Below are 12,174 nucleotides of genomic sequence, written 5' to 3'. Positions count from 1 at the left end.
CGCCCTTGCTGGAATATTGCATTCTCCGCAATGTCGATGCATGCGAAACGACCTTGAACCCGGGGGCTCAAGTGGGAACGCTGGAGAACCATCGGGCTTCCCGCTACAAGGCGGACCTGCACTCCCGGCGCTGTCGCGCTCCCGGTGTCGTTCTTAAGGGACAAGGCGAATGTTTGCACATGCCGTCGAGTACCGCAGAGAACGCGTGGCCATTATAGCCAGCACGCAGGATCTGGATAGGCCGTTCGTCGGCAACAGTCCGTGCCAATTCAGATATGCGAAAAGGGGACGGAGGGGATTAAGGCGTTTCCGGCACGGAAGGGGCGAATGCGCCTTAATTCCCTCCGTCCCTTTTTTCTACGGGGTGCCGTCGATGGCGCGGTCCAGGCGCCGGTTCAGATCGGCCAGCGTCTGCTGCAAGGCCACCGCTTGGCGGGCGTTTTCGTCGCGCAGCAGCTGCAGTTCGTGGGCCAGGTTCAACGCGGCCAGCACGGCGACGCGATCGACCGCGGCCATGCGGTTGCTGCCGCGGATCTCGCGCATGCGCGCATCCAGCAGGCGCGCGGCGGCCATCAGGCTGTCGCGTTCATCGCCGCCGACGCCCACGGTGTATTCACGATCGAGGATGCGGACACTGACCGGTTCGGCGCTCATGTGTGCTGCTCCAGGGATTTGAGCCGGCTGATCATTGCTTCCACCCGCGAACGTGCCTGCTCATTCTTGGCCAGCAGCGTCGAGCGCTCGGCCACCAGCTGTTCCTGCTGGTGGCGCAGGCTGCGGTTCTCCTCGGCCAGGCGCTGGTTGCGTTCAAGCAACGCTTCCACGCGGGCGGCGAAGTCCTGCAGCTGGGCAAGGGGATCAGCGGGTTCCATACGGGCACGATAGGCAAGCCGGGTAAGGGCGGTCAAGCGTTGTCGCAGCAAGGCTGGACGGCTGCGGAGAGGATGCCGTCGGGTTGCTACACTACGGGGTCTCACGGGCGCGCGCGTGCGCGCCCCGGGTTTCCTTTCCGAACGAGCCGCACGATGACCGAACTTCCCTCCGTCGACGACGTTACCCGCGCCAGCCAGGAACTGGGCCTGGGCGCCACCGCTGCCGAGCTGCACGGCGCGCTGTGTGGCTGGCTGGCCGCCGGCGGCGCCCCCGGCAACGACTGGCCGGCGCGCGTGCTGGCCGACGACAACCTGGCGCCGGTGGCTGCCGACAGCGTGCTGGCGCAGCTGCTGCAGGTCACCATCAAGCAGCTGGAAGACCGTGACTTCGCCTTCGAACTGCTGCTGACCGACAACGATGACGTGTCCGCGCAGGCCGATGCCATGTTCAGCTGGACCCGCTCGTTCCTGGGCGGCTTCGGTCTGGGCAGTGGTGGCAACCGGCCAGCCCTGTCCGAAGAGGGCGAGGAAGCGCTGACCGACATGGCCAGCCTGGCCCGCGCCTCCAGCGAGGATTTCGAGGCCGGCGGCGATGATGACGACGAAGCCCTGTCGGAGATCGAGGAATTCATCCGCGTGGCGGTGCTGCTGCTGCACGGTGACGTGGTGCTGGCCTCGCGCCATCGGCAGCGCCTGAACTGATGGACATCAAGCAGCGCACCGGCATCGCGGCCGGCGAATACAAGCGTCGCCGCCGCCAGCTGATGGACATGGCCGGCGAGGACGCGATCCTGGTACTGCCGGCCGCAGCCGAGAAGGTGCGCAGCCTCGATACCCATTATCCGTTCCGCCAGGATTCGGACTTCCAGTACCTGAGCGGCTTCCCGGAGCCGGAAGCGGTGCTGGTGCTGATTCCGGGCCGCCGCCACGGCGAGGCCATCCTGTTCTGCCGCGAGCGTGATGCCGAGCGCGAGGCCTGGGACGGCAGCCGCGCCGGCCAGGAAGGGGCGGTGGCGCAGTACGGCATGGACGATGCCTACCCGATCGACGATCTCGACGACATCCTGCCGGGCCTGCTGGAAGGGCGCTCGCGCGTCTACTACCACTTCGGCCGCGATGCCGACTTCGACCTGAAGCTGATCGGCTGGGTCAACCGCGTGCGTTCGCAGGTGCGCCACGGCGCGCAGCCACCGCATGAGTTCCTGGAGCTGGGCCACCTGCTGCACGAGCAGCGCCTGTTCAAGTCGGGTGCGGAAGTCGCGTTGATGCACCACGCCGCGCAGATCAGCGTGCGTGCGCATCTGGCTGCTATGCAGGTGGCCAAGGCAGGTATCCACGAATACGAACTGCAGGCCGAGCTGGAGCGTGTGTTCCGTGCCAACGATGCCGTGCCGGCGTACTGCAGCATCGTCGGTGCCGGCCGCAACGGCTGCATCCTGCATTACCGCGACAACAACGCGCGTTCGCGCGATGGTGAGCTGGTGCTGATCGATGCCGGTGCCGAATACCGCGGCTACGCCAGCGACATCACCCGCACCTTCCCGGTGAATGGCCGCTTCAGTGCCGAGCAGCGTGCACTGCACGACCTGGTCGGCGATGCACAGGCCGCTGCGTTGGCCCAGGCCAAGCCGGGCGTGCCGTACGAGGCCGGCCACCTCGCCGCGGTGCAGACCCTGACCGAGGGCCTGCTGCGGCTGGGCCTGTTGAAGGGCACGCTGGAAAAGAACCTGTCCGAGGGCCTGTACCAGCGTTTCTACCGGCACAAGACCGGGCACTGGATCGGATTGGACGTGCACGATGTAGGCGATTACCGCCTCGCCGGTGATTCACGCCTGCTGGAGCCGGGCATGGCGTTCACCATCGAGCCGGGGCTGTACATCGGCGTGGACGACACGACGGTGGAGCCGCGCTGGCGCGGCATCGGCATCCGTACCGAGGACGACGTGCTGATTACCGATGACGGACATCGTGTGCTGACCGAAGGCCTGGCGCGCAGCGCCGACGAGATCGAAGCGGTGATGGCGGGGTAAGGGGTTATCGGCAGGGCTTGCAGCCCTGCACCTGCTTCAAGCCAGGGCAACATCCGAAGCAACAGCAACAGCGGGCATTCCGTGGGATGGCGGGGCACTGTGGGTTTGCGGGGACGCCGTAAACCCGTCCCTGAAGTGACCCCCGGGAGTTGGACACCAGATCCAACCCCGAGGGATACATGAACAGATACGACGCGCGTTTCAAACTGCAGGTCGCCAAAGAGGCCTGCAAGACCTCCACATCGGTCAAAGCCGTTGCTCGTCGCCACAGCCTGGAGTTTTCCACGGTCAGGCGCTGGGTGGCGACCTATCGGCTGCACGGTTGGCGCGGGTTTCACCGCCAGGCCCGGTCCTATGACCTCGCGTTCAAGCTGGCTGTCCTGGAGAAGATGAGCCAGGACGGCATGTCCGGGCGCGAAGCCACCACCTACTTTCAGATTGGTGATGCCGGCGCAGTGGGGCAGTGGCGGCGCCTGTATGCTCAGGGCGGTGCCCAAGCGTTGGCACCGCCCCTGCCGCCGCCCCGAAAGCCGATGAAAAAGACCCGTTCGTCCAAGCCACCTGAGGATATGAGCCGCGATGAGCTGCTCAAGGAAGTCGCCTATCTGCGCGCGGAGACCGACTACCTAAAAAAACTCGATGCCTTGATCCGGGAAGAGCAGGCGGCGCGAGACGCAAAGCGCAAGCCATCCAAGGATTGAGGCAGGTTCATACGCTGTCGCTTCTGCTCGAAGCGGCAGAGCTGTCACGCAGTACGTTCTATTACCAGAACCATGTCCTGGCCCATCCGGATCAGGACGAGGCAGATCTGCGCGAGCGCATCCGTGCAATCTACGATCAAAGCCAAGGGCGCTATGGCTATCGCACGGTAACGCTGGAATTGGCCAATCAGGGCCATCGGACCAATCGCAAGCGGGTACAGCGCCTGATGGGGGAGATGGGCCTGAAATCGCGCGTGCGCGTGAAGCGCTATCGGGCCTTCAAGGGAGCGGCCAATATTGTGGTTGGCAATGACCTCAATCGTGAGTTCCAGGCCGAGCGGCCCAACCAGAAGTGGGTGACTGACGTGACCGAGTTCAAGGTGCAGGGCATGAAGCTGTACCTGTCGCCGATCATGGACCTCTACAACGGTGAAATCGTGGCTTATCAGATCAAGCGCCAGCCCGTGTTCGATCTGGTGGGTCAGATGCTGGAGGAGGCCATCAGCAAGCTTTCCCCGGATGAGCGCCCCATGATCCATTCTGACCAGGGCTGGCAGTACCAGCATGAAAACTACCGGCACATGCTGGAAAAGCACTCGTTGAAGCAAAGCATGTCCCGGCGTGGCAACTGCTTGGACAATGCGGCAATGGAGAGCTTTTTCGGGACGCTGAAGTCGGAGTTCTTCTATCTGAACAGCTTTGACAGCATCGAGAGTCTGGAGGCTGGGCTGGTGGAATACATCCAGTACTACAACGAAGAGCGCATCAAACTGAAACTGAAAGGCCTGAGCCCGGTAAAGTACCGGGAGCAGGCCCAATCGGCCGCTTGACCCCGTCCAAGTCTCGGGGGTCACTTCACCATGGGGGCTTGGTCGCGGCATCCATGCCGCTCACACCCCGCAAACCCACAGTACCCCGCCTTCGACAGGTTCACGCCGCTGTTGGTGGGGGCCGACCGTTGGTCGGCACATCTGTCAGACATCGAATGAATCATCCACGCATGGCGTGGATCTACTGGCAATTGCGGTTGTTGGGACGAACGACGATTGGTAGGTGTCGACCCTGGTCGGCACAGAGCGAGCGCAGCGAGCGACCCGCTTTTGCTTTTCTTTATTTCTTTTCCGTGGTTGGACGCGGCAGGAAACTGTCAAGGGCTGGGCGGGGTGGGTTTGCAGGACCGTTGGCGCCATGGATGGCGCCATCGAGCCCCCATGGATGGGTTTACGGCGTGTCCTGCAAACCCACCCCGCCCGGCCAAGCGCGGCTTTTGATTCAACGGGCAACCACGAGGGGCTCAGCCGTTGGCCGCCGCAAACGCCGGCCGCGTCAGGTTGTCCGCCTCGCCATCAGTGCACAGCACTTCGTCTTCGATGCGGATGCCGCCATACGGGCGGAAGAAGTCCACGCGCTCCCAGTTGATCGCGTCGCCATGGCCGGCGTCCTTCACTTCGTTCAACAGCATGTCGATGAAGTACAGGCCCGGTTCGATGGTCACCACCATGCCCGGTTCCAGCACGCGGGTCAGGCGCAGGTAAGGGTGGCCGGCCGGGCGTTCGATGCGGCCGCCTTCGTCGCTGGCCGCGAAACCCGCCACGTCGTGCACCTGCAGGCCGATCAGGTGGCCGATGCCGTGCGGGAAGAACGCGGCGCTGACGCCGGTCTCCAGCGCGGTCTGCGGCGATACCTTGATCACGCCGAAGTCCTTCAGCACGCCCATCAGCGAAAGATGCGCGTCCACGTGCAGCTGCTTGTAGTCGAAGCCCGGGCGCACCGCCGCGCACATCTGCTGCTGGGCGGCGTCGACGGCGGCGATCATCGCAGCAAACTCGTCGTGGCCCTGCGCGGCGTAGGTGCGGGTGATGTCGCTGGCGTAGCCGTAGGCGCTGGCACCGGCATCGATCAGGAAGCTGCGCAGCGGCTGCGGCGCCTTGCGGCCCAGCTCGGTGTAGTGCAGCACCGCAGCGTGCTCGTTCAGGGCCACGATGTTGCCGTACGGCAGCTCGTTGGCGTCCTGGCCGACGGCCTGGCAATAGGCCATGTGGATGCTGAACTCGTCGGCGCCGTTGCGGAACGCGGCTTCGGCGGCGCGGTGGCCACGCACGCCCAGCACCTGCGCCTGACGCATCAGTGCGATCTCATACGGCGTCTTGCTGCCGCGGTGCCATTCCAGGTAATTCACCACCGGCGCCGGGTTGTTCGGCACGTAGTTGCCCAGCGCGCTCTGCGGTTCGCCGAGGATCGCGCAGCGCGCCGGGTCGGCCGGCAGCAGGGCCAGCGCCTCTTCGGGCTTGCGGATGATGTGGATGTCGAAGTGCTCCACCCACCAGCCGCTGGGGGCGTCCGGCACCACGTGCCAGTAGTCGAAGGGCTGGTGGAAGATCACGGCCGGGCGCTTGCCCGGGGTGAACACGATCCAGCTGTTGGGCACCCGGGTCAGCGGCAGCCAGGCCTTGAACTGCGGGTTGACCGCATACGGGTAGTCGCGGTCGTCGAACACCTGGTAGTGCAGGGTGCCGCTGGGCACCACCAGATGATCGAAGCCGCCGCGGGCCAGCGCCTGTTCGGCACGTCGGCACAGCACGGCCAGGTGGTCGGAATACAGGGCGCCGGGGTCTTGCTGGATCATTGCGGTGGCTCGACACGGAAAACGGCCCTAGATTCTGCCGCATACCGCGAAAAACCGCTGTGCCGGAACCGGCACTCAGGCCGTCGAAACCGGTCCCTCGTCGCTGTCCTCGCCCACCCACTGGCGCAGCAGCTGCCGATGCTCGCGTGACAGGGTGAGGAAGCGGAAGCCGGTCCAGCTTTGCCCGGGAACGTGCGCGGGCTCGCTCCACAGCAGATGCACGCCCACGTCGATGGCCTGCTGGCGGCCATCACCCAGTGACAACGGGAAGCGCAGCTGGTACAGCGCATCCTCGCGCAGCGGCACGCTGGCCAGCATCAGCATGCCGGTTTCGGAGACATTGCCGAGGCGCCCGACCACGCACTCGCGCATCTGGTCGGTGACCGGCACCAGGTCCGAGACCTGGCGGCGCGGCGCGCGGCGGGTGTCCTGCGGCGGTACGGCTTTCATGCGGGGGTCTCCTGTGCGCGGCCCGTGGCCAGTGCACGCAGTGCACCGAGGCTGGCTTCCCAGGCACGGTCGACCAGCCGGCCCTTGTCTTCGGTGACCAGCTGCGCGCGCCCGGCACTGATCTGCCGTGCCAGCGTATCCAGGTCGGTATCGGTGATCTTCTGCCCGCGCGCATTGACGAACAACGCGTGGCCGGTCAGCAGGCTGTACCAAGACAGGCGCTGGCGGCGCAGCGTGCCATCGCCCGTGTCGATGTCGAACCAACTGCCGAACGGCAGCGTGGACAGCTGCTGGTAGGCCGCTTCTTCAGCACTGCTGCGCGGTGTGGCAGGTGCGGTGCCACTGTTCGTGCCGGCGTGCTCGCCCAAGCGCGCACGTGCCTTCAGGCGTGCGCTGAGCTCGGTACGCGAGGTGCTTTCATCCTCGCCGCCGGGCGTGGCCAGCCTGCGCGCGACGGCGGCGGCTTCCTCGGCGTGGTAGCCGACCTGCAGCAGTGCGGCCTCCACGTCCGCTGCCAGCGCGGTATCGGTGCCGCCAGGGGCGTCGATGGCCTGTGCGGTGATGGCGGCGATGCGCTCGGTCTGCTGCAGGCGTTCCTGCCACTGTGGCGAATCGTCACCATGGCGCAGGCGGGTGAGGGTCAGTGCATCGGCCCAGGCCTGGCGCAGCAGGGTCTGCACGAAGCGCGGCGGCGACTGCGTGTCGCAGCACTGGTCGATCTGCGCGGTGGCCTGGCGACGGGCCAGTTCCAATCGTTCCTTGCCGCGCGCGGCTTCCACATGGCGGCGCTCGGCCAGTTCGGCACGATGGGCCGCCGCGCGCTGGTGCTGCTGCACGTCTTCGTTGGCGGCGGCAAAGGCCTCCGGCGCACGTGCATCCTGCCCCAGCAGGCCCTGCACGCTTTGCGCCATGCGCTGCAGCAGCTGTGGGTCCACATCGTCATCGCCCAGCCAGTTGGCGCCGACTTCGGCGATCTGGTTGAGCAGCTCACGCGCGGGGTGTTCGTCGCGCACGAAGAAGCCCGGGTCGGCCATGGCCGCGCGTGCCAGGGGCACCTGCAGGCGCGCCAGCAGGGCGGCCGGCACCGGATCGGGACGCTGCTGCTGTTGCACCTGCTGCATCAGCATGCGCAGCAGGTCGAGGTTGTCACGGTCGTGACTGCCCAGCTGGGCCTGCGCACCATGCTCGCTGCGCAGCTGCGCGACCACGGCAGCCTGCAGGTCGGCCACTCCGGTTGCGGCACTGGACTGGGCCTGCAGGCGCGCGAGGACCGCGTCGACTGCCGCGCTGGGCACCGCGCCGCTGTCCGCCGGGGCAGGGCGGGCATGCCGTGCCTGCTGCAGCAGTTCATGCAATGCACCGCCGGTGGACGTGGTTACGCCCGGCGTGGCGGGGCCGGCTGCGCCGCCCCCGTGGAAGGCGTCCTGTACCAGGCTGGACCAGGAGCCGGCCGGTGCCGAACCGTTCCAGCCGGTCAGCGGGGCTGCGGCGCGCTTGGCCGGCTGCGTGGTGCGGCCGCCACCCACCGACTGGGTGATGATCCGCCGCGTGCTCGACGAGCGTGCCAGGTAGGGGGTGTAGACCAGCCCCGGCAGTACGCCGGACTGGGCCAGCAGGGCATTGGCACGGTCAAGGATATCGCCCAGCCGTTCCAGCACCTGCCGTTCGAAACTGCGATACAGCGCCAGCTGTACCTCGACGCTCAGCGCGTCCTGTTCGGCAATCCGGCGCACCATCGCGCACAGTGCCTGCGGTGCCAGTGGCAGGGTGTCGGCCTCGAAGGCCGGCGCCGCCGCCAGTACGCCCAGGCGTTGGCCCAGCAGGTTCAGTGTATTGGTTGAACGCAGCGTCTCGCGCCGCACCATCTCGGTCAGCAGCAGGTCGCGATCCACTTCATGCTCATCGACCAGCGACAGCCCGAGCATGCCCGGCAGCGCTGGCGGCGTAGCACTGGTGCTGACACCGCTGGCCGGTTCGCGCAGCCGTGCGAGGGCATCGGCCACGGCGTCGAGCATACGGTCGGCGAAGTGGCCGGAGAACGCATGCAGCTGCCCGCGCTGGGCCATCAGCTCGGCCTGCTGCTGCGGATTGCGTGCGCGGTCGGCGTCGTGAAGCAGATTCTGCTCCAGCGCCTCCACCGTCAGGATCAGGGGCGCGGCCAGCGTCTGCCGGCACAGGCCGATCAGCGCGCCCAACAGCTCACGTACCCGCGGTGGCAGGTCGCTGGCGGCCAGTCGGTTCTTGTCGGCAGGAGTGATGGAAAAGACGGCTGACATCGGCAGGCGGTACCCGGATTCCCGCGGATCGATCTGGTGAATCTACCGTGTCGGCCGCTGTCGGCGCTACTTTAGGGTGGATGTGCCTTCCGTTCGCCAGGCATGGCCCTCTGTCACGCGAGATCAATCTTCCAGGAACAGGCTCACCACATCGTTGGTGAAGCGGCGGCCCAGCTCGGTCGGCTGCACATGGCCATCCGTCACGTCCAGCCAGCCGCGCTGCACGGCCTCGGCCAGCGGTGCGTCCAGTACGCTGCGCGGCAGGCCGGTGCGCGACTCGAAATCGCGCAGGCCGAAACCTTCGTGCAGGCGCAGCAGATTCAGCATGTACTCGAACGGCAGGCGCTCGGGCGCGATCACATCGTCACCACCGAACGAGGCCGGGGTACCCGCGCTGTCCAGGTAGGCCTGCGGATGCTTCAGCTTCCAGCGGCGCAGCACGTGTTCTTCGGCGCCTGAACTGATCTTGCCGTGCGCACCGGCACCGATGCCCAGGTAATCGCCGAAGCGCCAGTAGTTCAGGTTGTGTGCGCTCTGCCGGCCGGGGCGCGCATAGGCGCTGACTTCGTACTGGCCGAAACCGGCCTGCGCGAGCAGTGCCTGGCAGTGTTCCTGCATGTCCCAGGCGTTGTCTTCATCGGGAATGCCCTGCGGCGGCCGCGCGAAGAACACCGTGTTCGGTTCCAGGGTCAGCTGGTAGTGCGAGATGTGCGCCGGCTGCAGCGCGAACGCGCGTTCCAGATCGGCCTCGGCGCCGGCCAGGGTCTGTTCCGGCAGCGCGTACATCAGGTCGATGTTGAAGTTGTCGTAGCCCGCGTCCTGCGCCATTTTCACCGCGCGCTCGGCTTCGCCACTGTCGTGGATGCGGCCCAGGCGCTTGAGCATCACGTCGTCAAAACTCTGGATGCCGAAGCTGAGGCGGTTCACGCCGGCCGCGCGGTAGCGGTCGAAACGACCGTGCTCGGCGGTGCCCGGGTTGGTCTCCAGGGTAATCTCGGCATTGGGCGCGAAACGCAGGCGCGCGCTGGCCTGCTGAAGGAAACGGTCGATCGCTTCCGGCGGGAACAGGCTGGGCGTACCACCACCGAAGAACACGCTGTGCACCACCCGGCCCCAGACCAGTGGCAGGTCCTGGTCCAGGTCACGCAGCAGCGCGTCGATGTAGGCATCGAACGGCAGTTCGCCCTTGGCCTGGTGCGAATTGAAATCGCAGTACGGGCACTTGCGCACGCACCACGGCAGGTGCACGTACAGCGACAGCGGTGGCGGCACCAGCCGCGGCGGGCTGTCGTGGTCAGCGGAGCAGGCTTCGCCGGGCAGGTGGTTGCAGTGGTCGTGGGCGTGCGGCATGGGCTTCTTCGGTAGTGCCGGCCGCTGGCCGGCTTCCCTGGTTCGATCGGGTGGCGTCAGTACAGCGTCGCCAGCTGTTGCTTGAGCTGCTGCAGGGCAATGGCGCGGTGGCTGATGGCGTTCTTCAGCGCCGGCTCCATTTCCGCGGCGGTCAGGCCGTGGGTGGTGTCCAGGAACACCGGGTTGTAGCCGAAACCATTCGTGCCGCGCAGCTCGCGGATGATCTGGCCCTCCCAACGGCCTTCGCAGATCAGCGGCTGCGGGTCGGTGGCGTGGCGCAGCAGCACGATCACCGCATAGAACCGGGCGCTGCGCTGGCCGTCGGGAACATCGGCCATCGCGTCCAGCAGCTTGGCGTTGTTGGCCGCGGCGTTGGTCGGGTGACCGGCATAGCGCGCGCTGTACAGGCCCGGCGCACCGCCGAGGGCATCGACGATCAGGCCCGAATCATCGGCCAGCGCCGGCAGGCCGGTTGCTTCGCAGGCGGCGCGCGCCTTCAGCAGCGCGTTCTCGACGAAGGTCAGGCCGGTCTCTTCCACGTCACCCAGGCCGAGTTCGGCGGCCGAGGTGATCTGCAGCGGCAGGTCAGCAAGGATCTCCTGCATCTCCACCAGCTTGCCGGCGTTGTGGCTGGCCAGTACCAGTTTCTTCATTGACGGGGCTCCAGCAGGTCCCAGGTGTTGCCATACAGATCGCGGAACACCGCAACCGTTGCATAGGGTTCTTCGCGCGGGGCTTCCAGGAACTCGACGCCGGCGGCCAGCATCGCCGCGTGGTCGCGGTGGAAGTCATCGGTGTTGAGGAAGAAGGCGACCCGGCCACCGGTCTGATTGCCGATGCGGCTGCGCTGCTCCTCATTGCTGGCACGGGCCAGCAGCAGCGCGGCGGCGCTGCCGTCGGTCGGGCCGACCACCACCCAGCGCTTGTGGCCCTGGTCGATGTCCTCCAACAGTGCGAAGCCGAGCTTGCCGGTGTACCAGGCGATGGCTTCGTCGTAATCGGCCACCACCAGGGTGGTCAGGGCAAGGCGCCGGTTCATGCCGACAGCGCTGCCTGCTGTGCGGCCAGCAGCTCGCGCACGCCCTTTTCGGCCAGGCCCAGCAGCGCGTCCAGCTCGTCGCGACGGAAGGCATGGCCTTCGGCGGTGCCCTGCAGCTCGATGAAGCCGCCACCGTCGTTCATCACCACGTTCATGTCGGTGTCGCAGTCGCTGTCTTCGGCGTAGTCCAGGTCCAGCACCGGGGTGCCGCGGTAGACGCCCACCGACACGGCGGCCACTGCGCCCAGGATCGGGTTGCGCTTGATGTCGCCGCGTTTCATCAGCACGTTCACTGCATCGACCAGGGCCACGTAGGCGCCGGTGATGGCGGCGGTGCGGGTGCCTCCGTCGGCCTGCAGCACGTCGCAGTCGAGGGTGATGGTGCGCTCGCCCAGCGCGTTGCGGTCCACGCACGCGCGCAGGCTGCGGCCGATCAGGCGCTGGATCTCCAGTGTGCGGCCGCCCTGCTTGCCACGGGCCGCTTCACGGTCGCTGCGGGTGTGGGTGGCGCGCGGCAGCATGCCGTACTCGGCGGTGACCCAGCCTTCGCCCTTGCCGCGCAGGAAACCCGGCACGCGGTTCTCGACGCTGGCGGTGCACAGCACGCGGGTTTCACCGAAGCACACCAGGACCGAACCTTCGGCGTGGCGGGTGAAGCCGCGTTGGATGACGACCGGGCGGAGCTGGTCGGGCTGGCGGCCGCTGGGGCGGGAATCGGACATGGTGCGGGTTCCGTAATGGCGAGGGAGTACGCCGCCACGCCCGCGGCCTTCACGGGGCGGGCAAGGGGGCTCTGGTGAGGGCGCTAGGGTACCATTCCCCCTTTGCAC

12 protein-coding genes and 1 other RNA gene are annotated in these 12,174 nt (G+C 66.8%); 3 read left to right on the top strand and 10 right to left on the bottom strand.

The features are described from left to right. Positions 1–18 precede the first annotated feature (18 nt). The 3 genes from ssrS to M1L61_RS18655 form a co-directional block, all read right to left on the bottom strand. Positions 19–204: non-coding RNA, 6S RNA (gene ssrS / locus M1L61_RS18665), on the bottom strand. A 153-nt stretch (positions 205–357) separates the two neighbouring features. Next, the gene (locus M1L61_RS18660) at positions 358–654 is read right to left on the bottom strand and encodes a cell division protein ZapA (RefSeq protein ID WP_005410899.1); all 297 of its coding nucleotides are present in this window, start codon (positions 652–654) and stop codon (positions 358–360) included. After that, positions 651–872, bottom strand: coding sequence for a TIGR02449 family protein (locus M1L61_RS18655; protein WP_005410898.1), 222 nt, complete (start codon positions 870–872; stop codon positions 651–653). Before M1L61_RS18655 ends, M1L61_RS18660 begins: the two co-directional genes overlap by 4 nt. A 153-nt stretch (positions 873–1,025) precedes the next feature. Here M1L61_RS18655 and M1L61_RS18650 point away from each other — a divergent pair, with 153 nt between their 5' ends. The 3 genes from M1L61_RS18650 (at position 1,026) to M1L61_RS18640 (ending at position 4,433) form a co-directional block, all read left to right on the top strand. Next, positions 1,026–1,574 carry a YecA family protein gene (locus tag M1L61_RS18650; protein WP_049437176.1) on the top strand — a complete coding sequence of 183 codons (549 nt, stop codon included), beginning with the start codon at positions 1,026–1,028 and terminating at the stop codon, positions 1,572–1,574. Between the two features lie 5 nt (positions 1,575–1,579). Further along, entirely contained in the window at positions 1,580–2,902 is a 1,323-nt protein-coding gene (locus tag M1L61_RS18645; RefSeq protein ID WP_029379908.1) for an aminopeptidase P N-terminal domain-containing protein, read from the top strand. Between the two features lie 179 nt (positions 2,903–3,081). After that, positions 3,082–4,433, top strand: a protein-coding gene (locus M1L61_RS18640; protein ID WP_099560046.1) for an IS3 family transposase whose coding sequence is annotated in 2 segments (ribosomal slippage) — positions 3,082–3,529 and positions 3,529–4,433 — 1,353 coding nt in all. Because the reading frame shifts where the segments join, the coding sequence is not laid out codon by codon here. A gap of 464 nt (positions 4,434–4,897) precedes the next feature. Here M1L61_RS18640 and pepQ read toward each other — a convergent pair. The 7 genes from pepQ to rph all read right to left on the bottom strand — a co-directional run bounded on the left by pepQ (position 4,898) and on the right by rph (position 12,066). Then, a complete protein-coding gene (pepQ, locus tag M1L61_RS18635) occupies positions 4,898–6,229 on the bottom strand; it encodes a Xaa-Pro dipeptidase (RefSeq protein ID WP_138969838.1) in 1,332 nt (443 codons plus the stop codon). 75 nt (positions 6,230–6,304) lie between these two features. Continuing rightward, positions 6,305–6,679 (bottom strand): PilZ domain-containing protein, encoded by a 375-nt coding sequence (locus M1L61_RS18630; protein ID WP_248853904.1) that lies wholly within the window; start codon positions 6,677–6,679, stop codon positions 6,305–6,307. Continuing rightward, positions 6,676–8,955, bottom strand: a complete 2,280-nt coding sequence (locus M1L61_RS18625) for a DUF1631 family protein (RefSeq protein WP_010484031.1) — start codon at positions 8,953–8,955, stop codon at positions 6,676–6,678. Before M1L61_RS18625 ends, M1L61_RS18630 begins: the two co-directional genes overlap by 4 nt. 123 nt (positions 8,956–9,078) lie before the next feature. Further along, positions 9,079–10,305, bottom strand: coding sequence for a radical SAM family heme chaperone HemW (hemW, locus tag M1L61_RS18620; RefSeq protein ID WP_248853903.1), 1,227 nt, complete (start codon positions 10,303–10,305; stop codon positions 9,079–9,081). 56 nt (positions 10,306–10,361) lie between these two features. After that, entirely contained in the window at positions 10,362–10,958 is a 597-nt protein-coding gene (gene rdgB / locus M1L61_RS18615) for an RdgB/HAM1 family non-canonical purine NTP pyrophosphatase (protein WP_010484033.1), read from the bottom strand. Next, positions 10,955–11,344 carry a VOC family protein gene (locus M1L61_RS18610; RefSeq protein WP_019661993.1) on the bottom strand — a complete coding sequence of 130 codons (390 nt, stop codon included), beginning with the start codon at positions 11,342–11,344 and terminating at the stop codon, positions 10,955–10,957. The genes rdgB and M1L61_RS18610 overlap by 4 nt, the downstream gene beginning before the upstream one ends. Then, positions 11,341–12,066 (bottom strand): ribonuclease PH, encoded by a 726-nt coding sequence (gene rph / locus M1L61_RS18605; protein ID WP_008267511.1) that lies wholly within the window; start codon positions 12,064–12,066, stop codon positions 11,341–11,343. Before rph ends, M1L61_RS18610 begins: the two co-directional genes overlap by 4 nt. Between the last annotated feature and the right edge of the window lie 108 nt (positions 12,067–12,174).

The organism is Stenotrophomonas sp. NY11291 (assembly GCF_023277365.1).
Lineage (GTDB): Bacteria > Pseudomonadota > Gammaproteobacteria > Xanthomonadales > Xanthomonadaceae > Stenotrophomonas > Stenotrophomonas geniculata.
Note: the sequence above shows the minus strand (reverse complement) of the source record. Positions and strands in the feature narration are given on the sequence as shown.